This window comes from Nocardiopsis sp. NPDC101807 (assembly GCF_044766605.1).
GTDB classification, from domain to species: domain Bacteria; phylum Actinomycetota; class Actinomycetes; order Streptosporangiales; family Streptosporangiaceae; genus Nocardiopsis; species Nocardiopsis tropica.
Window position 1 is genome coordinate 532,758 of sequence record NZ_JBIWMK010000005.1, and the last position, 21,475, is coordinate 554,232.

Here is a 21,475-nt window from a genome sequence, read left to right on the forward strand (position 1 = left end):
GGCGCCCTCCTCGGCTGAGCCCCCCGCACGGTCGGCGCTTGACCTTGACGCCTGCGTCAGGGGTCTGGCGCGCCGCCATGACTCCACACACGACCGGGACGCGCGGCTCCGGCTGGCCGGTGCGCCCCACGCCCACCGCCCTCGCGATCGGCACCGACGACCTCGTCCTAGCCGGGCTCCTCCCCGGGACCGCCCGGGACCCGGGGACCGGCGTGGGCGCCGCCGCCCGCGCACGCCCGTAGCGGCGGACCGACCGGGTGCCGTGACCGCGCGGGACCGCGCCGAGGTTCCGGACCCGCACACCGGGACCGGGGCGCACGGGCCCTGCGCGCCGACGGGGCGGACCTCCCGGGCCGCGCGGAAGAAGCAGGCGTCCCCGCCGTCCGGTACGGCGGACGGACCCGGCCGGGTCAGGCGGCCGCGGCGGCCAGGCTCGCGGCGTGCGCCACCAGCGCCGCGTTGTCGTGCGCCTCCGTCCCGTCCGGGAGCCGCATGGTGTCCTCCAGGCCGATCCGGACGTCGTGGCCCGAGGCCACGGCGGCCTCCAGCATCGGCCACGCGGTCGCGTCCGTCCCGTGCAGCATCCGGGGCGCGCCCACCCGCGCGCGGTCCAGGAGGGAGAGGATCGCGTTCGCGTTGCGCTCGGCGTCCTCCACCGCGACCTGGGTGGGCTCGACCAGGACGGCGGACACCCGCATCTTCGTGGCGACCAGGATCCGGGCCGCCTCCACGGTCCACACGCCCGCCTCCACGTCCACCCGGCGGTCGTCCAGGAGGTGGGCCAGGTCCACCGAGCCGGCCTCGTGCAGGTTCAGCGTGACCGAGTCGGGTAACAGCGGGGACGCCCATCTCTGCACCAGGTCGTAGCGGCGCCACGGGTCCGACTCCGCCGACAGCGACGTGGTCAGGGACACCGGGACGTCCGGCCCCTCGGACCGCAGTCCCTCCATCAGCGACGCGACGACCTGCGGTTCCAGCGACTCGGCGCCCCCCGGGTCGCGCGGATGGACGTGGATGGCGTCCGCGCCGGCGGCCACCACCGCGTGGGCGTCCGCCACCAGCTGGTCGACGGACACGGGCAGGGCGGGGTGCGCTCCGGGGCGGCGGTCCCCGTTCAGGCAGGCGACGATCCTCATGGGCTCTCCTCACGGCGCTCCGTAAGCCGAATGTGCCCGTTCGCACCCGGGCGCAAGCCACCCCCGCCGTCCCCTGGCAGGATGTCGTCCATGAGAAGACCGCTCGCGCTGGCCGCGACCGCACTGCTCGCGGCCCTTCCCGCCGCCCCGGCCTCGGCGTCCCCCGAGGACCCGGGCGCGTCGAGCGGCGGTGTCGACTACCCGAGGGGCGGGGAGGGGCCGGAGGGCTCGGAGGTGGCGTTCGAGTTCCAGGACGCGAGGATCTCCGAGTCCAGCGGCATCGCGCCCTCCGCGCTGCACGAGGACGTGTGGTGGACGCACAACGACAGCGGCGAGCACCCGAGCGAGGTGTACGCGGTCGACGGGGAGGGGCAGACGCTCGCCACGCTCTCCCTGGGCCTGGAGCGGCGCGACTGGGAGGCGGTCGCCGTCGCGGAGGGGCCCGACGGCGAGCCGGCGGTCTTCGTGGCCGACATCGGCGACAACTTCGGCGGCAGCTGGGCCGAGTACAGGGTGTACCGCTTCCCGGAACCGGCGGTCCTCGCCGACGGGGCGGTCGAGCCGGTGACGCTCACCTTCACGTACGCGGACGGCGGCCGGGACGCGGAGTCGATGATGATCGACCCCCGCGACGGGCGCGTGTACGTGGTGTCCAAGGAGTTCTCCGGCGGCCTCTACGCGGCCCCCGAGGTCCTGGACCCCGAGGGCGCGAACGTCCTGGAGCGGATCGACTCCGCGCCGCTGTTCGCCACCGACGCCGCGTTCGGCCCGGACGGCACCCGCTACGTGATCCGCACGTACTGGGGAGCCACGGTCTACGACTCCACCGACGGTGTGCCCGGGCGGCCGATCGGCTCCTTCGACCTGCCCGAGTCCGACCAGGGAGAGTCGGTGGCGTTCACCCCCGACGGGACCGCGCTCATGGCGGGCACCGAGGGGCTGCACGCCCCCGTGTGGCGGATCCCCCTGGAGGACCGGTACCTGACCGACGAACCGGTGGAGGTCGAGGCGGAGGACGCGCCCCCCGGGGAGGAGGACGGCGGGACCCCGGCGGAGGACGGCGGCGGGGGCGGGAGCGCGCTGCCGTTCATCCTGGGCGGGGCCGGCGTCGCGGCCGTGCTCATCGCCGGGATCGTCCTGCTCGCCCGCCGGGGCTGACCCCGGTTCCGGGACGGGGCGGGCTGCCCCCGGCCCCGGGACGCGGCGGGGTGGTGCCAGGCCGCGGTCACGGCGGACCGCCCCCCGGCCCCGGTCACGGCGGGGCTGACCTCCGGTGCCGGGACGCGGCGGGGACGTCGCACCGCACGGCCGCCGGCCCCGGGGGCGCCGACCGCGGCGGCCGCGCCGTCACGGCGGGCCCTCCGCCGCCTCCCTGCGGGCGCGCAGCGCCCGGACCTTCTGGCGGTTGCCGCAGCGCTCCATCGAGCACCAGCGCCGCCGGCCCGGCCGCGAGGTGTCCACGAAGACCAGCCGGCAGTCGTCGGAGCCGCACTCGCGGATCCGGTCGGCGTGGTCGCCGGTGAACAGGTCGACCGCGTCGCGGGCGATGGTGGACAGGACGGCGGTCGCACCGGCCGGCTGGACCCAGGACCGGTCCGCCCCGGCGTCCATGGCGGGGACCAGGGGAGGGCGGGACGCGGCCAGGTTGACCTCGGCGACGTCCTCCGGCGGGAGGGGGCGGCCGCCCGTGCGCGCCTCGGCCAGGCGCCAGAGCGAGTCGCGCAGGCGCCGTGCGGCGCCGAGTTCCGCCTCGGTGACCCCGACCAGCTCCGGGTCCAGGCGGAGCCGGGACAGGGCGAGCCACTCGGCGAGGTCCCGGGGCCCGTGGAGGACCTCGTAGTGCGCGTACGCGCCGGGGGCGCCGGTGACGAGCAGTTCCAGGCACAGGGCGCCGGGGTCGAAGACGAAGGGGGAGCCGTGCAGGGGACGCATCGGCAAGCCTGTTGTGTCCCGGGTCATGTAACCACTATAACTGGAATCAGCGGTCGGGGCCATGTCCGGACGGTCCCGCCACAGAGCCGAGGAGAACCCGATGGCAGTCGAATGGCAGCTCGTGGTGGACTGCGCGGACCCCGTCGCCCTCTCGCTGTTCTGGGCCCGGGCGATGGAGTACGAGCCCGAGGACAACACCGTGCTCATCGACCGCCTGCTGGCGGAGGGGCTCGTGAAGGAGGAGGACCTCCGGGAGGTGGACGGGCGCAAGGTCTTCGCCACGGTCGTCGCCATCCGCCACCCCGACGACCCGGTGGACGGGAGCACCGGCATCGGGCTGGGGCGGCGCGTGCTCTTCCAGGTCGTGCCGGAGCCCAAGACCGTGAAGAACCGCCTGCACGTCGACCTGAAGGTGGGGGCCGCGCGCCGGGCCGACACGGTCGCGCGGCTGGAGGGGCTGGGGGCGACCTTCGTGCGGGCCGTGGACGAGCCCGGGGCCTCGCACGTCACCATGCGGGACCCCGAGGGCAACGAGTTCGACGTGCAGTGACGCCCGACCGGGGCCGGGGGGCGGCGCTCCGCGACACGGGCGGGCGGCGCCGGACGGGCCCGGCGGGCGCGGCCGTCAGTCCTCGACGGGCTGGGGGTCGAGGAAGTGCTCGCGCGCCAGGAACGCGTGCCGGGAGAAGTCGGTGAACACGCCGTCCACGCCGAGCTCGAAGAACGCCTCGTACTCGGCGGCGAAGCCCCCGTAGTCGCTCGGCCCGGCGTCCGAGCGCAGGTCGACGGGGAGGAAGTGGTTCTCGCTGCGGAACGTGTACGGGTGCACCAGCAGCCCGGCGGCGTGCGCGTTCTCGACGAGGTCGGTGGGCTCTCCCAGGTTGCCGTCCTCGTCGGTGGGGATGACCAGGCCCTTCGCGGGGCCGATGGCCTGGGCGAAGGCCGCGACCTCGGCCAGGCCCTCCGGCGTCGTGTGGTGCAGCCAGCGGTCCTCGGTGCCGAGCAGGAACACCAGCGGGAGCTCCGTCACGGCGAGCTTGCGCAGGCTCTCGGCCTCGAAGGACTGCAGGAACACCGGCAGGGCCGGCTCGGGGCCGGTCAGACCCGCCTCGCGCAGGGCCGCGATCAGGGCCGGCTCCAGCTCCAGGCCCTGGGCGGCGTGGTACGCGGGGTGCTTGGTCTCGGGGTAGATCCCGATCGGCCGTCCCAGCTCCTTGGTGAGCGAGAAGGCCAGCCCGATCACCTCGTCCAGGGTCGGGATCCCGTAGTCGCCGTCCATCAGGGCGTTCATGGCGCGCACGTCCCGCATGCGCTCCACGGCGCGCAGGGTCCGGATCTCCTCCAGGGTGAAGTCCTGGGCGAAGAACCCGGTGGTCTCGCGGCCGTCCACGGTCCGGGTGGTGCGCCGGTCGGCGAACTCCGGGCGCTCGCCCACGTCCGTGGTGCCGCCGATCTCCTGCTCGTGGCGGCAGATCAGCTTCCCGTCCCGGGTGGCGACCAGGTCGATCTCGATGAAGTCGCCGCCGTACCGGGCGCCCAGCTCGTAGGAGGCCAGCGTGTGCTCGGGACGGTGCCCCGACGCACCCCGGTGGGAGATGATCTTGATGGGGAGTTCCTGCTTGTTCTTGTTCCTGCGCACAGCCGAACCGTCCTGAGAAGCCGAGATGCCGGGAAAGAGGGAGGCCGACCCGTGGGAACACGGGTCGGCCACCATTGTGCAACGTGGGACGAACGGGTCAGGACAGCTCGGTGAGCACGTGGTCCACGCACGCGGTGAGCGCCTGGACGTCACTCGGCTCGACGGCCGGGAACATGGCCACGCGCAGCTGGTTGCGGCCGAGCTTGCGGTACGGCTCGGTGTCGACCACGCCGTTGGCGCGCAGGACCTTCGCGACGGCGGCGGCGTCGACGTCGTCGCTGAAGTCGATGGTGCCGACCACCTGGGAGCGCTTGGCCGGGTCGGTCACGAACGGGGTCGCGACCGGGGACTTCTCGGCCCAGTCGTAGAGGATGGAGGAGGACTCGGCGGTGCGCGCCACCGTCCACTCCAGCCCGCCCCGCGTGTTCATCCACTCCAGCTGCTCGGCGAGCAGCAGCAGCGTGGCCACGGCCGGGGTGTTGTACGTCTGGTCCTTGCGGGAGTTGTCCACCGCGGTGGTCAGCGAGAAGAACTCGGGGATGTACCGGCCGCTCGCGGCGATCTCGTCCACGCGGGCCAGGGCGCGGGGCGACATGACCGCCAGCCACAGCCCGCCGTCCGCGGCGAAGCTCTTCTGCGGGGCGAAGTAGTAGACGTCCGTCTCGGTGATGTCGACGGGCAGGCCGCCCGCCCCGCTGGTGGCGTCCACCAGGACGAGCGCGTCGTCGTCGGCGCCCGCGACCCGCTTGACGGGGGCGGCCACGCCGGTGGACGTCTCGTTGTGCGTGAGGGCGTACACGTCCACACCGGCCTCGGCGACGGGCTCGCCGTGGCTGCCGGGGTCGGCGCTGATGACGGTGGGCTCCTCCAGCCACGGGGCGCCCTTGGCGACCTTCGCGAACTTGCCGGAGAACTCGCCGAAGGACAGGTGCTGGGACCTGGAGCGCAGCAGGCCGTGCGCGGCGATGTCCCAGAAGGCGGTGGTCCCGCCGTTGCCGAGGACGACCTCGTACCCGTCGGGCAGGGAGAAGAGGTCGCTCACGCCGGCGCGCACCCGGGAGACCAGGGACTTGACCGGCTTCTGCCGGTGGGAGGTCCCCATGTAGCGGGAGCCGGAGGAGGCCAGGGCCTCCAGCTGGGCGGGGCGCACTTTGGACGGGCCGCTGCCGAAACGGCCGTCGGCGGGCAGCAGGTTCGCGGGGATCTGAATCTCGTCGGTCACGGTTCCCAGCGTAGTGGTGGGAGCGGTGACGCGGCCGGTCAGGGCCTCCGTTCACGGCGTGCGTGCGCGTGATCGGAGGATTGAATTGTCACATTCACAGAAGTTCTGGCCGGTATGGGCCAGTGCCAATTCCGCCAAAACGGATGAAACTTCCGGCGCCTTTGTTGTCTAATGAGCACCAGCTTCGGGGGGAGTGACGGGACCGACACGAGCCGTGAAGGGGTTTTCGCGAGTGGTTGACGACGAGTCCGGCGCCCGGACCGCCGACCCCGGGGCGCCGCCCCGCTTCCTGGCCGTCTTCGACGCGCTGCGGGCCCGCCCCCCTCGCCGCAGGCACACCCTCCTGGCCCGCATGGAGCGCCGGGTGGCCCGCCGCCTCCCCGCGGAGAAGCACGACGGCCTCCAGCGCGGCGACGTCGCCGAGCCGCCCCCCGTGCTGGACCTGTCCGTCGACACGCCCGGCGACCGCGCGCGGGTCCTGCGCATGCTCGTGGACCAGGGCGGGGCCGACCTCCTGTGGCGCCTGCCCGAGGCGGAGGACCCGGTGGAGCCGCTCCCGCCCGGCGGGGACGGTGCCGGCGGGGACACGGAGACCGGAGGGGCGCCCTCCGCGCCGCGACCGGGCGCGGAGGGCGCCGGTGCGCCGCCGACCGCCCCGTCACCGGGCACGGAGGAGGCCGGGCACCCGGACGAGGACGCCCCCGTCACCACCGAACAGCTCTACGACCTGCTGGAACGCCTCGTCGACGGCCGCTTTGCCCGGCCCGGCGACCAGCCCGAACCGCCGTCCCGCCGCAAGCCCCCGGCACCGCCCCGCTTCACCCGCCTGAGCTCCCTGCTGTGGCTGCGCAGGTGCGAACCGGCCACGGTGCAGGCCAACGTCTCCGGATCCGAGGTCGCCCAGGAGAGGGTCGCGCTCAGCAGCGACAGCAAGACCCTGGTGGAGGTGATCAACGAGCTGCGCCGGGTCCGGCTGGTCAACGCCGGGGAACGGCGCAAGCGCCTCCTCGGCGAAGCCGGACAACGGGCGCCGGACACCGGGGGCGGCGGGGCCCCGGCCGGCGCCCCGTCCCGGTGGGAGCGTTCCCGGCTCTCCTTCGTCGTGCGCTGGCGCTGGCTCGCCGCCGCCGCCTCCCGCACCTCCCGCTGGACGACCCGCGTCTCCGACCGGGTCACCTTCGGCAAGCTCGACGAGAGACTGCTCACCCCGCTGGCCTTCGTCGTCTCCCTCGTCGTCACCGCCACGCCCTTCGCCGTCCTGGGACTGGTCGCCCAGCAGGTCAACGAGCTGGTCGGACTCCTCGCCGGGATCGGGCTGACGGCCAGCTACGCGGTCGTCGCGTTCTTCGTGCTCCTGCCCTGGTGGCCCTACCGCTGGCTCAACCGGCACCGCTACGTCTCCCCCGAGGCGGGCGGCGACGAGGCTCCCCCCAACCACCGCGTACGCGGGATCCACGTCCTCAACCAGCTCAACGACCGCGACGCGGGGGTCGGACGGATCAGCGCGGACACCAGGCCGCCCGGCGTCCACCGGCTCGCCGTCAACGCCCTCCTCGACGACCTCCACCACGCCTACGGCGCGGCCGGACGCCACGGGCGCAAGCTCAGGCAGCGCCCCGTGCTCCTCCTGGAGCAGGAGCGCCTCGACCCGGTGGCCCGCTACCTCGTCCTCCTCATCGAGGACGAACGGCTGCGCCGCGGCTTCCCCGACCCCCTCCTGATCGTGCAGGTCCGGTGCGGCTCCACCCCTCCGCTCGTGCGGGGCGGGGTGGACACCGACCGGTACCCGTCCCTCCCCGAGGGGGAGGGCGCCGCGCAGCGGGCCCCGGAGGTCGCCCGCTGGACCAGGGCGCGCCACGCCGCCGGGCGGCTCGGCGCCCGTCGGCTCGTCGCCCTGGACGTCGGTCCGCTGCGCGAGGGCCGGTTCGATGATTCCTGGCGGCCCGAACCCGTCTGGGTGCCCACCGCCCCCGTCCTCGCCGCGCGCTGGACGGCGGGCGCCGCGGCCTGCGTCGCCCTCGCGGTCCTCCTCGGAACGGTGGTCGTCCCCGCCCTGCACCCCTGCGTGCAGCGGGGCCTGGCGGTCCCCGCCGGGATCGACACGAGGAACGGCCAGTGCGCCGGCGTCTCCTTCGGGGACTTCGTGTTCCACGAGCGGCTGGAGGAGGTGACCGGGCGCATCCGGGACCAGAACCGGGCGGTCGACGAGAGCGGGGACCCCTACGTCACCGTCGCCTACATCGCCGAACTCGAGATCGCGGACCCCGCGGACCCCTCGCTGTCCGGGGCCCAGGGCGAGCTGCTGGGCCTGGCCTTCCAGCAGGACCAGCACAACGAGCTGGTCGGAAAGGACGGCACGCCCAAGATCAAGATCCTGATCGGCAACGCGGGGGAGGCGTGGGCCCACGCCGAGGAGACCGCGCGGGAGATCGCCGCGCGGGCCGGGAACACGCGCCTCGGCATGGACCGCCCCATCGGCGCGGTCGGCTTCGGGCACAGCGTCGCGCCCAACAGCGAGGCCATCCGGATCGTCGGCGACGCCGGGATACCGATGGTCGGCACCACCGCCACCTACGACGACGTCGCCCGGTCCGGCGAGCGGCGGCACAACGAGTTCTTCTTCCCCGTCGCCCCCGCCAACAGCCGCATCGCCGAGCAGGCGGCGCACTGGGCCCGCAACGGCGTGCCGTGGACCAGCGACCGGGGGGTCGGGTACGGGCTGGAACCCGCACGCACGGCCGTGGCCATCGCGAGTGCGGGGGCGGCGGAGGACGGGGGGACGCACGAGCAGTACGGCCCGCACCTGGCCGAGCTGTTCATGACGGCCTTCCAGGAGAAGGGAGGCTCCGTCTGGGACGGCGTCCGGGGGCTCGGGCCGCAGGAGTACGCCGACGGGACCCTCCTGTACGGGAGCGGCGACCTGGAGGAGGACACCACCTTCCGCGACCACCTCGACCGGCTGTGCACGGAGGACCCGCCCGACCTGCTCTACTTCGCCGGGCGCTCCGCGGACTTCACGGCCTTCCACGACTACTTCAGGACGGCGGGCGGCGCCGCGTGCGTGGGAGGGGACATGACCATCCTCGGAGGGGACGACATCGCCAAGTTCGTCGCCGACGAGGAGAACCGCATCAGCCAGTCCCTCCAGCACCCCGTGTTCTACACGCCGCTCGCGGCCAGCGGGAGCTGGGGGGACTCGGAGGCGCTGGCGGAGGAGGACTCCCAGGGGTTCTACACGGCGGTGGACGACCTCGTGGACGAGCTGTACCGGGAGGACGGGGACGAGGAGGGGGAACCGGTTCCGCGGACCGAGCTCCCGTCGATCGCGCACGCCGCGGTGGCCAGCGACGCCCTCCTCGTCGTCTCGCGGGCGATGCCGCACACCGGCCTGACCCCCGAGGAGCTCGGCGCGCGGGGGCCGCTGGGGTTCCCCGGACCGGGGCGGCAGCCGTTCCTCCGGACCCAGGAGGACTACGAGGCCAAGCGCGACCAGCTCCTCGGCGGGATCCGGGACACGCGCGGCCTGACCGGCATGTCGGGCTACCTCGAGTTCGACAGCTCGGTCGACGGCCACTGGTTCCCGCAGCGCCTGGTGCAGCTGGTCCTGGTCGGGCCCGACTCGGGCGGGGACCGCCAGCACGTCATCCACCGGTGCGGCATGAGCAGCGCGGACCCGCCCCTGCCCGACCCGGACTGCGTATGAGCGGGGCGAGGGTGCGGGGCGGGGTGGCGCGGGACCGCCCGACGCGAGAAGATGCCCGTTGTGGACCACCGAAACCCCGCCGAACTGCGGAAACCGTACACGGGTGAGCCCCTGGTGCGCTCCTCTCTCGCCGCCCATCCGATGACGCAGTTCCACCTGTGGTTCGAGGATGCCTACGAGTCGGGGCTGGCCGAGCCCAACGCCATGGTCCTGGCCTCCGTCGAGCCCTCGGGGATGCCCAGGGCCAGGACGGTGCTGCTGAAGGGCTACGACAGGACCGGGCTGCGCTTCTTCACCAACTACACCTCCAGGAAGGGGGAGGCGCTGGACGCGGACCCCCGCGCCGGCCTCCTCTTCCCCTGGCACGCCGTCCGCCGGCAGGTCCTGGTGGCCGGGCGGGTCGAACGGCTCTCCGACGCGGAGAACGACCGCTACTTCGCCACACGGCCGCGCGGCTCCCAGCTCGGGGCCTGGGCCAGCGAGCGCCAGTCCCGGCCCGTGGAGGACCGCGCCGAGCTCGACCGCCTGTACCGGGGCTTCGAGACCGTGTGGGCCGAGGACGAGGAAGTCCCCCGGCCCTCCTACTGGGGCGGCTACCGCCTCGTGCCCGAGGAGGTCGAGTTCTGGCAGGGCGGCCCGGACCGCATGCACGACCGGTTCCGCTACCTGCGCGGCGACGGGGACGTGTGGGAGATCGACCGCCTGTCCCCCTGAACCCCCTGCGGAGGGGGCGGCGCGGGCGCCCGCCGGAGTGATCCCCGTCGCGTCCGGCGCCCGCCCCGGACCCGTGCGGCGCCGGAGGGCCTTCCGCAAGGGCCCGTCGGGCATTCCTCCGGGGGCGGAGGGCCCGGAGGGGCCGGGACCAGCGACTCCTGGGCCGCGGGGCGGATGCCGCCCCTCCGCTGTCCACATTGTGGGACGCCCGAGAAATTCGGGCCCGCGGATGCGCGATATGCTTGCCGTATCGGTGGTCGCTCCCGCGGTCCTGCGGACGCCCCGGTCCCCACTCGGCCCCTGGGAATCACGTGGTCCCGGCCTGTGTTGTGAGAGACCTGCCGTGCCCGCCGCGACCGCGCGTCGGGCGCAGAGCCTTGGGAGGGGAGACTTGACCGCACACGGGCTGATCGACACCACGGAGATGTACCTCCGGACGGTTTTCGAGCTCGAGGAGGAGGGCATCGTCCCGCTTCGGGCGCGTATCGCCGAGCGCCTGCACCAGAGCGGACCCACGGTCAGCCAGACGGTGGCCCGCATGGAGCGCGACGGCCTGCTGCGGGTCGAGAACGACAGGCACCTCGTCATGACGGCCGAGGGCCGCCGACTGGCCACGCACGTCATGCGCAAGCACCGGCTCGCCGAGCGCCTGCTCGTCGACGTCATCGGGCTGCCCTGGGAGGACGTGCACATCGAGGCCTGCCGCTGGGAGCACGTGATCTCCGAGGCGGTGGAGGAGCGCCTCGTGACGCTGCTCAACGCCCCCTCGGTGTGCCCCCACGGCAACCCGATCCCGGGCCTGGACGAGCTCGGCCTGGAGAACTACTCGCCCGAGCCCTTCACCGACGACTCGATCGTTCCGATGATCGACGCCGCGGGCGAGAGCGGGACGACCGTGACGGTACGGCGCATCAGCGAGCAGATCCAGTCGGACGCCGACATCATGCTCACCTTGCGCGAATCCGGGGTACAACCCGGGCAGGAAGTGGTGCTCAGGGCCTCCGACGGGGGCGTTCACGTGATCGGCGGCGAGTCCGAGGGGACCGACCTCTCCGAGGTCGTCGCCGGGCACATCTTCGTCGCCAAGCCGTGAATGACGCGAACACGTTGATTGGTTGCTCATCGGGATTGTCACATTGCGCTGCGGGAACGTTGACGGTGTTGCTACGCTCGCCCCAAGGTGCGGTCGTTCGGGGTACCCGGAGCGGGCATGTATGCAGCTCATGACGGCGAGGTGGCGGCTAGATGACACGGTGGGGTGAGCCCTTCCGGGAGAGCGGCGCGCTGGCCACGGCCGCTGTGGTGGACCAGGCGCAGATCGCCATCGTCGTCATCGACAGGTCCAGCCTGCTGCGCTACTGGAACCCCTTCGCCCGCGAGCTCTTCGGGTTCGTCGGCGGCCGGGACTACGTCGGCCTCTCCCTCCTCGACATCGGCATCCACGAGTCGGACCGCGAACACGCCTCCCAGCTGGCCCGCCGCGTCCTGCGCGGCGAGCACTGGGAGGGCACGTTCGCCGTCCTCAAGGGCGACTCCACGTGGATCCACGTGCGCGCCCAGGCCGTGCCGATGCGCGACGAGTCCGGCGAGATCGACGGCATCACCCTCATCGCCCGCGAGGCCCTGCGCAGCGGCCGCGTGGAGGAGCAGTACGGACTGCTCGAACGCATCGGCAGCCGCCTGGCCGGCTCCCTGGAGTTCGACTCCACGGTCAAGGGCGTCGCGGGCATCCTGGTGCCCCAGTTCGCCGACCACTGCTTCATCGACCTCTACGACCACGACCGCCTGGTCAGACAGGTGTCGGTGCACGCCGAGGGGTGGACGCCGCCGCCCCGCACGTGGTTCGAGGTCGGCGACGAGGTCCGCTACCCCGAACGCCACTTCGTCACCCAGGCGCTGCGTCGGATGGAGACCGTCGTCAGCAGCGACTACCTGTACGAGAACTCTCCCAGCACCCGCTCCGACACCGTCTCCCGGCAGGTCGGCGTCACCTCCGCCATCGCCGCCCCCCTGCGGGCCCGCGGCGAGGTCCTCGGCGTGCTCACCCTGGCGCTCTCAGGACTCTCCCCCCGGCAGAAGAGCACCTACGGCGGGTTCGACCGCGACCTCGTCGGCGCGATCGCCTCCCGGGTGGCCCTGAGCATCGACAACGCGCGCCTGTTCGAGGAGGAGCGCAGCACCGCCCTCGCCTTCCAGCGGAGCCTGCTCCCGCACCACTTCCCGCACCTGGACGGGCTGACCATCGCCCACCGCTACCAGCCCGCCGGGCCCCTCCAGGCGGGCGGTTACGGTGTGCAGACCCAGGTCGGCGGCGACTTCTACGACGCCATCCCGCTCTCCGCGGGACGCGTCGGACTGGTCATCGGCGACGTGGAGGGCCGCGGCCCGCACGCCGCCGCGGTCATGGGGCAGCTGCGTGCCGCCCTGCGGGCCTTCGCCCAGGCCGACCGCGAACCCGCGGACATCCTCCGCGAACTCGACGAGTGGGTCCGCCAGCTCGGCCAGCCGGACGAGGACGGCGGCACCTGGATCCCCAGCGTCAGCTGCCTGTACATGGTCTACGACGCGTGGTCGCGCGAGCTGTCCTACGCCAACGCCGGGCACGCCACACCGCTACTGGTCACCTCCGACTCGGTCGACAAGCTCGACCTGGCGGCGGCCGACCGCATGCTGGGCGTGCGCGCCAAGGGCGGGGCGGCCGAGGACGTCGTCTACCACCAGGCCGAACTGCGGCTCCCGCTCGGCGCGACCCTGGTCATGTACACCGACGGGCTCGTGGACCGGCGTCCGGCCGGCGGCTCGGCCGACCCCGAGCGCGCCCTGGCCCAACTGGCCGAACGGGTCTCCGAGGTCGCGGACAAGGACGTCGACGAGATCGCCGAGGCGGCCGTGCACAGCGTCCCCGGCGAACTGGACGACGACACCGCGCTGTTGGTCGTGCGCACGCACTCCGACGAACTGGCCCTGCGCGAGGGCTGGTTCCCCTCGGAGGCCTCCACCGTGGGCGAGGCGCGCCACCTGGCGGCCAAGACCTTCGAGGAGTGGGGGATGGACCGCAACCAGTCCGAGCTGGCCTGCCTGCTGGTCTCGGAGATCGTCACCAACGTCGTCATCCACGCGACCCCCCACCCCGTGCACCGCGAGTTCACCGGCAACGGCGTCCTGGACTCGGAGACGCCCCTCGGGGCGGGGACGGCGGACGAGTTCGACGAGGACTGGACGGACCTGCTGGAGGCGGCGGCCGAGGAGGACGACGAGCCCTCCGAGGACGCCGCCGACAAGGAGTTCCTACTCCGGTTGCGGCGCGGCGCCTCCGCCGTGTGGGTGGAGGTCTTCGACCACGACCTGCGCCTGCCCCGCATCCGCAGCGCCGCCGCCGACGACGAGGGCGGTCGCGGCCTCTACCTGGTGGAGCAGTTGGCGAGCCGGTGGGGGTCCCGTCCCACGCCGGACGGCAAGGCGGTCTGGTTCGAGATGCCGATGCACGGTGAGGACGAGGAGGGCTCGCGGGGCTGAGCCCTCCCGCGGGCCGCGGCGGCCGACGCCGCCGGCCCGCCCGGTTCCGGGGCGCGCGGGCCCCGCGCGTCCCACCGGTTCCGCGCTCTGCCGAGGCCCCGCACCGCGTGCCCCGCCCCTTCCGCCACCCCCGGGCGCGGCGCCGCCGCAGCCCGCCCCGCCGCGCGGTCGGCCGGGCGCCGAATTCCCGGCGAACAATGCGTTTCCGTCCCTGCCCTCCTTGTCGTGGACGACCTCCGCGGTTAATTTGTCCGACGACAACAGGAAAAGGATGAACCAATTCCCGGGCAGGGAGTGGAGGACGTCGATGGAAGACGCAGAAGTGGTTCCCCGTACCCATTCTGCCGGTTCGAGAATCGCCGAGTCCGCCCGGAGGGGCGTGGGTCCCCGTTCCCCACGCGTTCCGGCCGGCCGCCGGGAACCCCCGCCCGCCCCGGGGCCCGGAGCCGTGCGAAGGGCGGTCCGCCGCGTCCCGCGTCTGGCCCTCCGCTCCCTCGTCGGGGCCCTGGCGCTGGTCATCGCGCTTCCGGCCCACGCCTTCGCGGATCCGCCCCCCGCGCTTCCGGCGAGCCACGCGGAGGCGGACGGGAAATGGCAGCCCGCCTTCGACTACGACACCGACGGCTGCTATTCGTCCCCCGCCATCGGAGCGGACGGGACCGTCGCCGAGGGGCTGAAGACCTCCGGCGCCCTGAACGGCAACTGCCGCGACCGTTCCGACCTCGACAACACGAACTCGTATTCGCGCTCCAAGTGCGACGCGAGCGGGTGGTGCGCGTACATGTACGCGCTCTACTTCGAGAAGGACCAGACCGTCCACGGCTGCTGCGGGCACCGGCACGACCTCGAACACGTCGTGGTGTGGGTGCTCGACGACGAGGCGCGCCACGTGTCGGCCTCGGCGCACGGCGACTACGACACGAGGCCGGCGTCCGAGGTGCTGTGGGAGGGCACCCACCCCAAGATCGTCTACCACAAGGACGGGGCCTCCACCCACGCCTTCCGGTTCGCGGCCGGGCACGACGACCCGCCGGAGAACCACTACGGCGTGTGGCAGTACCCGGCCCTGGTCAGCTGGGACCACTACCCTCCGGGTATCCGGGAGGCGTTCACGTCGGCGGACTACGGGAGCGCGCAGCTCGACCTCAGGGACGGCTCGTTCCCGGGGGCGCTGGCCAGGGCGCGGCCCGACGGCATCGAGTTCGACCCCTACGCCTAGCGCGCGGCCCGCGGGCGCCCGCGGTCGGCCCGGCGCCCGCGCCGACCGCCGCGAGCGGCCGCGGGGCCGCCTCCAGCACGGCCGGGAGCGAGGGTCGTTCCGCGGCCGGGGCGTCCGAGCCCGGGCGGCGCCGTGGGAGGCGGCCCGGCGGACGCGGGCCCGGAACGATCCGCGGGCCGCGTCCGGGCGCCCGGTCCCCGTCGCGGAGGGGCCGGCGGCGCGTCGTCCCTACCGCCAGGACCACGCCCAGAGCAGCAGGCACACGAAGACGAAGAAGACCACGATCCCGCTGGTCGCCCAGGGGATGTGGATCCTGGGCCGGAGCTTGCGCACGCCGATCACGAGCAGCACGACCAGCAGGCCCATGACGATGAGGCCGTCCCACGCACCGCTCATGACTGCTCCGACCCTTCCCGGGGGTTGTCAGGTCACAGGCCGAGGCCGCGTCCCACGATCTCCTTCATGATCTCGGTGGTGCCACCGTAGATCGTCTGGACGCGGGTGTCCTGCCAGGCCCGTGCCACGGGGTATTCCATCATGTACCCGTACCCGCCGTGAAGCTGGAGGCACCGGTCCACGGCCCTGTTGCACATCTCGGTGGTCCACCACTTGGCCATGGCGGCGTCCTCGACGGTCAGCTCACCCCGGTTGAGCAGCTGGATGCCCCGATCCACGTAGGTACGGGCCATGTCGACCTCGGTGGCGATCTCGGCCAGGACGAAACGGCTGTTCTGGAACCGCCCAATCGGCCTCCCGAAGGCCGTGCGCTCCCGGCAGTACTCGACGGTGTGCTCCAGCACGGCTCCGGCGGAGGCGACCGCGCAGGTGGCGATGGACAGGCGTTCCTGCGGCAGGTTCTCCATGAGGTGGACGAAGCCCTGGCCCTCCGCGCCGATCAGGTTGGCCGCGGGGACGCGCACGTCGTCGAAGAACAGCTCGGCGGTGTCCTGCGCCTTCATGCCGATCTTGTCCAGGTTGCGGCCGCGCTCGAAGCCGGGCATGCCGCGCTCCACCGCGAGGAGCGAGAAGCCCTGCGCCCCCGCCTCGGGGTCGGTCCGGCAGACCACGATCACCAGGTCGGCGTTGACGCCGTTGGTGATGAAGGTCTTGGAGCCGTTGAGGACGAAGTCGCCGCCGTCGCGCACCGCCGACGTCCTGATGCCCTGGAGGTCGCTGCCGGTGCCGGGCTCGGTCATGGCGATGGCGGTGATCAGCTCGCCGGAGGCGAAACCGGGCAGCCAGCGGCTCTTCTGCTCGTCGTTCGTCAGCTTCACCATGTACGGCGCCATGACGTCGTTCTGGAGGGTCACGCCGAGGCCGCTGGCGCGGGCCCGGCAGACCTCCTCGTTGACGACGGCGTTGTACCGGTAGTCGTCCAGGCCGGTGCCCCCGTACTCCTCCGGCACGCCGTGCCCGAGGAGCCCCACCTCGCCCGCGCGGACCCACACCTCGCGCGGGACGATCCCGTCCTCCTCCCACCGCGCGTGGAAGGGAGCGACCTCGCGCTCGAGGAACTCGGCCACCGATGCGCGGAAGAGGTCGTGGTCGGCGTCGAAGAGTTCCCGCTTCATGCTCTGCTCCGGACGTGTCGGGGATCACTGGTTGACGCCACAGTAACCGAACCATATTCGGTTTTGAAGGGGCGGCTCCAAGCCACGGCAAAGTTCCCGTTCCGGTGGGCGGTTCCCCGTTCACGGGAGCTTCCGGGTTCCTACTGTGGCCGCAGCGGGGCCGTGAGCCGTGCACGGCCCGACACGGGGGAGAGCCGATGGCGCAGCACGAGGCCGACCACCGGGAACGCAGGGAGCACCGGGGCGGCAGGATCGCGGTGATCATGACCGCCCTGATGCTCACCGTGCTCCTGGCCGCCCTGGACCAGACGATCGTCTCCACCGCGCTGCCGACGATCGTGTCCGAGCTCGGCGGGCTCAACCACCTGTCGTGGGTGATCACCGCCTACCTGCTCGCCGTCACCGCCGTCACCCCGCTGTGGGGGAAGCTCGGCGACCAGTTCGGCCGCAAGCGGCTCTTCCTCCTGTGCATCGGGATCTTCCTGGTCGGCTCCGCCCTGTGCGGCATCGCGCAGGACATGCTCCAGCTCATTGCCTTCCGGGCGCTGCAGGGGCTCGGAGGGGGAGGGCTGATGGTGCTCGCCTCCGCGATCATCGGCGACGTCGTCTCGCCCCGGGAGCGGGGCAAGTACCAGGGTCTCTTCGGCGCCGTCTTCGGCATCTCCAGCGTGGCGGGGCCCCTGCTGGGCGGCCTGTTCGTCGACCACCTGACCTGGCGGTGGGTGTTCTACGTGAACCTTCCGCTCGGCGTCGTCGCGTTCGCCACGGTGCTGGCGGTGCTGCCCGCCAGCACGCCGACCGGCCGCCGCCGGGTCGACTACGCCGGGATCCTCCTGCTGGCCGCCACCGCCGTGTGCCTCACCCTGGTGGCGGCCTGGGGCGGCAGCGTCTACCCGTGGACCTCGCCCCAGGTCGTGGGGCTCGCCGTCGCGGGCGCCGCCCTCGGGGTCGGATGGTGGCTGACCGCGCGCAGGGCCGCCGACCCGGTCATGCCGCTCAGCCTGTTCCGCAACCCGACCATCGTGGTCGCCATGGCCATCGGGTTCTGCGTGGGCTTCGCGATGATGGGGTCGATGGCGTTCCTGCCGCTGTTCCTCCAGATCGTGCACGGCCTGTCCCCGACGGCCTCCGGCCTCCACCTGATCCCGATGGTGCTGGGCATGTTCCTCACCTCGATCACCAGCGGACGCCTGGTCACCCGCACCGGCCACTACAAGGCCTATCCCGTGGCGGGCATGGCCGTCACCTCGCTCGGACTGCTGCTCCTCTCCCGCCTCGGCCCCGAGAGCTCGCTCTGGGAGATGGGGTTCTACTTCTTCGTCCTGGGGTTCGGCCTGGGCCTGGTGATGCAGGTGGTGGTCGTGGTCGTGCAGAACGCCGCCGACTACGCGGACCTCGGGGTGGCCACCTCCTCGGCGACGTTCTTCCGGTCGATCGGCGGCTCGTTCGGCACGGCGGTGTTCGGGGCGGTCTTCTCCGGGCAGCTGGCGGCGAACCTGGCGGCCCGCGCCGGGGAGATCCGGCTGCCGCCGGGGGTGGACCCGGCGTCCCTGGAGAGCGACCCCCGCAGCCTGGACCGGCTGCCCCCGGAGGCACAGGCGTCGTTCCTCCAGGCCTACGCCGACTCCGTGGACACCGTGTTCCTGTGGGCGGTGCCGGTGGCGGCGGCCGGGTTCGTGCTCGCTCTGTTCCTGCGGCAGGTGCCCCTGCGCACCACCATCGGCTCCCCCGGGCTGGACGAGTCGATCCCGCCCGTCGCCGCGGGGAGCCGCAGCGCGATGGAGCACGTCGAACGCGAGGTGTACCGGGCCTGCGGCAGGGAGGGCGCGGACGAGATGTACGAGCGCCTGCGCGAGGCCGCGGGGCTGGAGATCTCGCCGCGCGCGTGCTGGGCGCTCAGCCACCTCGGCGTCACCGGGCCGCTCACCGGGGCGGAGCTCGCGCGGATGTCGGGGCTGGACGAGGACGCCTGGGAGGGTGTGCGCCGGGAGCTGGAGGAGGCCGGATACCTGACGGAGGAGGGCGGGGCCTGGCAGCTGAACCGGCGCGGGGCGGACGCGGCCGGGCAGGTGTTCGACGCCCAGCGCACCGCGCTGCGCTCGCTGCTGGCCGACTACGAGCCCGGGGAGCACCCGGAGGTGGTCGCCGCCCTGGAGCGGATGACCGCGGACACCCTCGGCGACGAGGGGGACGCCTCGCGCCTCGGCGAGGGGGCCCACCGGCTGTAGCCGCACGGGGGCGGGGGCTTGCCGGATCCAGGGAACCGAATACAGTTCGGTTATCGTCACCCGCGCTCTTGGAGGACTCAGTGGCCGAGGCATACATCGTCGGCGCAGTACGCACCCCCGTCGGCACCAGGAAGGGCGCCCTCGCCGCCGTGCACCCGGCGGACCTGGGCGCGCACGTGCTCAAGGAGCTCGTCCGGCGCACCGGGGTCGACCCGGCCGCCGTCGAGGACGTGATCATGGGCGTGGTCAGCCAGGCGGGCCCCCAGGCCCTCGACCTGGCCCGCACCGCGTGGCTCTCCGCGGGCCTCCCCGAGAGCGTCCCCGGCGTCACGGTCGACCGCCAGTGCGGCTCCTCGCAGCAGGCCGTCCACTTCGCCGCCCAGGGCGTCATGTCCGGTACCCAGGACCTGGTCGTGGCCGCCGGCGTCGAGAACATGGGCATGGTCCCCATGGGCGCCAACGTCCAGTTCGCCCTCGACAACGACCTCCCCCTCTACGGCGAGGGATGGACCGGGCGCTACGGCCTCCAGGAGATCTCCCAGTTCCGCGGCGCCCAGCTCATGTGCGAGAAGTGGGGCTACAAGCGCGAGCGGCTGGAGGAGTTCGCCCTGGAGAGCCATCGGCGCGCCGCCGCCGCGCAGGAGGAGGGCCGCTTCGACGACCAGATCGCGCCCCTCGCCGGGGTGAGCAGGGACGAGGGCGTCCGCGCCGACACCACCCTGGAGAAGATGGCCGGCCTCAAGCCGCTGCGCGAGGGGTGGGAGCTCACCGCGGCCGTCGCGAGCCAGATCTCCGTGGGCGCGGGCGCCCTGCTCATCGCGTCCGAGCGCGCGATCGAGCAGCACGGGCTGACCCCGCTGGCCCGCGTCGTCCAGCTGGCCCTGGTCGGCGACGACCCCGTGTACATGCTCACCGCGCCCATCCCCGCGACCAGGATCGCCCTCGCCAAGGCCGGTCTGGGCATCGACGACATCGACGTCACCGAGATCAACGAGGCGTTCGCCCCCGTGCCGCTGTCGTGGATCGAGGAGCTGGGCGCCGACCCGGCCAAGGTCAACCCGAACGGCGGCGCGATCGCCCTGGGCCACCCGCTGGGCGCCACCGGCTCGATCCTGATGACCAAGCTGATCGCCGAGCTGCACAGGACCGGCGGGCGCTACGGCCTCCAGACCATGTGCGAGGGCGGCGGCCAGGCCAACGTCACCGTCATCGAACGCGTCTGACCCGGAGCGCGGGGGCCGCGCGCCCGCCTGCCGGCGCGCGGCCCCCGCGCCGGACCCGCCCGCCGCTCACCGGCGGGCCAGGGCGGGGCCCCCGACGCCGTTCTCCAGGCCCAGCCACGCGGACATCTCGACCAGCTGCTCCACCAGCTCCGACACGGTGTCGGCGGGGGCGCCGTCCTCCAGGGTGATCCTCTGGGCCAGGAGCGTCCCCGACGCGCGGTCCGCCTTGAGGTCCACCCGCGCGACCAGGTCCTCGCCCAGCAGGAACGGCAGCACGTAGTAGCCGTGCACCCGCTTGGCGGCGGGCACGTAGATCTCCAGCCGGTAGCGGAACCCGAACAGCTCCTCGGCGCGGTCCCGCGTCCACACCAGGGAGTCGAACGGGCTGAGCAGCGCCCGGGCCGCCAGCGAGCGGGGGACCCGGGCGTCCCGGTGCAGGTAGGCGGGGCGGTTCCAGCCCTCCACCCGCACCGGGACCAGCTCACCGGAGTCCACGAGGTCGGCCACGGCCGGCCTGGACTCGGCGGACTTGAGCCGGAAGTAGTCGCGGAGGCAGGGCTCGGTGGCGACGCCGTGGGCGCGCGCGGCGATGGACACCAGCTCCCGGTGCGCCTCCTCGGGCGTGGTGGGCGGGGCGTCGCGCACCTCCGGCGGGAGGACGCGCCCGGGCAGGTCGTAGAGCCGCTCGAACTGGGAGTTGCGCCCGTTGGAGGTCAGGTCCCCGATCCAGAACAGGTACTCCAGGCACTTCTTGACGTCGGACCAGTTCCAGCCCCAGTGGTCCTTGGCGCGCGGCGCGTCGTGCGCGAGGGCGGCCTCCACGCCGCGGGCGGTGGCCGGGCCGATCCGGACGACCTCCTCCATGACCGCCTTCAGGAGCTCGGGCCGCTCCTCCCGGATGCCGTTCATCCAGCCGACCCGGGCCTGGGCGCGGTTGCGGTCCATCCGGTGGCGCATGAGCTGCCGCGTGGCCGGCGGCACCAGGCTGGCCTCGTGGGCCCAGCACTCCACCAGGCGCGCGCCGCCCGCCCCCGCGGCCGTGGTGGCGGCCCGGTCCAGCAGGGCGGTGTCGTAGCCGCCCAGGCGGGCGAACACGGGCAGGTACTGGCTGCGGGCGAGCACGTTCACGCTGTCGATCTGGAGGATCCCCACGCGGCGCACCACCCGGGCCAGGTGGGCCAGGGTCGCCCTGCCCCGGGGCCGCGGGTCGGTGAAGCCCTGGGCGGCGAGGGCGATCCTGCGCGCCTGGGAGAGGGAGAGGTCCGCGTCTCGGCGGGGGTGCGGTTCGGCCATGCCGCCACGGTAGTCGCCGGTGGCGACAGTCGGCCCGCCCCGGTCGGGGCCGGGACGGGGACGGCCCGCAGGGGCCGGA

The 21,475-nt window shown here is 73.4% G+C and carries 17 protein-coding genes; 10 read left to right on the forward strand and 7 right to left on the reverse strand.

The annotated features are described in order from the left end of the window. The first annotated feature begins 77 nt into the window (after nt 1-77). Complete coding sequence (locus ACIRPH_RS18605; protein ID WP_402915895.1) at nt 78-242, forward strand: hypothetical protein; 165 nt, start codon at nt 78-80, stop codon at nt 240-242. Between the two features lie 168 nt (nt 243-410). Here the strand turns inward: ACIRPH_RS18605 and ACIRPH_RS18610 are convergent, their stop codons facing one another. After that, complete coding sequence (locus tag ACIRPH_RS18610) at nt 411-1,136, reverse strand: 3-keto-5-aminohexanoate cleavage protein (RefSeq protein ID WP_402915897.1); 726 nt, start codon at nt 1,134-1,136, stop codon at nt 411-413. A 90-nt stretch (nt 1,137-1,226) separates the two neighbouring features. Here ACIRPH_RS18610 and ACIRPH_RS18615 point away from each other — a divergent pair, with 90 nt between their 5' ends. Next, entirely contained in the window at nt 1,227-2,294 is a 1,068-nt protein-coding gene (locus ACIRPH_RS18615; RefSeq protein WP_402915899.1) for a hypothetical protein, read from the forward strand. A gap of 189 nt (nt 2,295-2,483) precedes the next feature. Here ACIRPH_RS18615 and ACIRPH_RS18620 read toward each other — a convergent pair whose 3' ends face one another. Further along, the gene (locus tag ACIRPH_RS18620; protein ID WP_402916024.1) at nt 2,484-3,068 is read right to left on the reverse strand and encodes a CGNR zinc finger domain-containing protein; all 585 of its coding nucleotides are present in this window, start codon (nt 3,066-3,068) and stop codon (nt 2,484-2,486) included. A 100-nt stretch (nt 3,069-3,168) separates the two neighbouring features. On the opposite strand from ACIRPH_RS18620, the gene ACIRPH_RS18625 reads away from it, so the two are divergent. Further along, complete coding sequence (locus ACIRPH_RS18625) at nt 3,169-3,618, forward strand: VOC family protein (protein ID WP_402915901.1); 450 nt, start codon at nt 3,169-3,171, stop codon at nt 3,616-3,618. Between the two features lie 75 nt (nt 3,619-3,693). Here the strand turns inward: ACIRPH_RS18625 and ACIRPH_RS18630 are convergent, their stop codons facing one another. Together ACIRPH_RS18630 and serC are read right to left on the reverse strand one after the other, a co-directional pair. Next, nucleotides 3,694-4,707: a glycerophosphodiester phosphodiesterase family protein gene (locus tag ACIRPH_RS18630; RefSeq protein WP_402915903.1), complete on the reverse strand. Its 1,014-nt coding sequence runs from the start codon at nt 4,705-4,707 to the stop codon at nt 3,694-3,696. Between the two features lie 97 nt (nt 4,708-4,804). After that, nucleotides 4,805-5,929: a phosphoserine transaminase gene (serC, locus tag ACIRPH_RS18635; protein ID WP_402915905.1), complete on the reverse strand. Its 1,125-nt coding sequence runs from the start codon at nt 5,927-5,929 to the stop codon at nt 4,805-4,807. Between the two features lie 232 nt (nt 5,930-6,161). On the opposite strand from serC, the gene ACIRPH_RS18640 reads away from it, so the two are divergent. The 5 genes from ACIRPH_RS18640 (at nt 6,162) to ACIRPH_RS18660 (ending at nt 15,081) form a co-directional block, all read left to right on the forward strand. Next, complete coding sequence (locus ACIRPH_RS18640; protein WP_402915907.1) at nt 6,162-9,632, forward strand: ABC transporter substrate-binding protein; 3,471 nt, start codon at nt 6,162-6,164, stop codon at nt 9,630-9,632. A 60-nt stretch (nt 9,633-9,692) separates the two neighbouring features. Beyond that, a complete protein-coding gene (pdxH, locus tag ACIRPH_RS18645) occupies nt 9,693-10,346 on the forward strand; it encodes a pyridoxamine 5'-phosphate oxidase (RefSeq protein ID WP_402915909.1) in 654 nt (217 codons plus the stop codon). Nucleotides 10,347-10,737: 391 nt separating this feature from the next. Next, nucleotides 10,738-11,439, forward strand: coding sequence for a metal-dependent transcriptional regulator (locus tag ACIRPH_RS18650; RefSeq protein WP_402915911.1), 702 nt, complete (start codon nt 10,738-10,740; stop codon nt 11,437-11,439). Nucleotides 11,440-11,591: 152 nt separating this feature from the next. Beyond that, nucleotides 11,592-13,862 (forward strand): SpoIIE family protein phosphatase, encoded by a 2,271-nt coding sequence (locus ACIRPH_RS18655; protein ID WP_402915913.1) that lies wholly within the window; start codon nt 11,592-11,594, stop codon nt 13,860-13,862. 448 nt (nt 13,863-14,310) lie between these two features. After that, nucleotides 14,311-15,081 carry an NPP1 family protein gene (locus ACIRPH_RS18660; protein ID WP_402915915.1) on the forward strand — a complete coding sequence of 257 codons (771 nt, stop codon included), beginning with the start codon at nt 14,311-14,313 and terminating at the stop codon, nt 15,079-15,081. 228 nt (nt 15,082-15,309) lie between these two features. Here the strand turns inward: ACIRPH_RS18660 and ACIRPH_RS18665 are convergent, their stop codons facing one another. Both ACIRPH_RS18665 and ACIRPH_RS18670 read right to left on the reverse strand, forming a co-directional pair. After that, nucleotides 15,310-15,477, reverse strand: coding sequence for a hypothetical protein (locus tag ACIRPH_RS18665; protein ID WP_402915917.1), 168 nt, complete (start codon nt 15,475-15,477; stop codon nt 15,310-15,312). A 32-nt stretch (nt 15,478-15,509) separates the two neighbouring features. After that, on the reverse strand, nt 15,510-16,652 hold the full coding sequence (locus tag ACIRPH_RS18670; protein WP_402915919.1) for an acyl-CoA dehydrogenase family protein: 1,143 nt from the start codon (nt 16,650-16,652) through the stop codon (nt 15,510-15,512). 197 nt (nt 16,653-16,849) lie between these two features. Between ACIRPH_RS18670 and ACIRPH_RS18675 the strand changes: the two genes are divergently transcribed. Next, nucleotides 16,850-18,880, forward strand: coding sequence for a DHA2 family efflux MFS transporter permease subunit (locus ACIRPH_RS18675; protein WP_402915921.1), 2,031 nt, complete (start codon nt 16,850-16,852; stop codon nt 18,878-18,880). 80 nt (nt 18,881-18,960) lie between these two features. Further along, nucleotides 18,961-20,103, forward strand: a complete 1,143-nt coding sequence (locus ACIRPH_RS18680) for an acetyl-CoA C-acetyltransferase (protein WP_402915923.1) — start codon at nt 18,961-18,963, stop codon at nt 20,101-20,103. Between the two features lie 66 nt (nt 20,104-20,169). Here ACIRPH_RS18680 and ACIRPH_RS18685 read toward each other — a convergent pair whose 3' ends face one another. Beyond that, the gene (locus ACIRPH_RS18685; protein WP_402915925.1) at nt 20,170-21,396 is read right to left on the reverse strand and encodes a winged helix-turn-helix domain-containing protein; all 1,227 of its coding nucleotides are present in this window, start codon (nt 21,394-21,396) and stop codon (nt 20,170-20,172) included. Nucleotides 21,397-21,475: the final 79 nt, after the last annotated feature.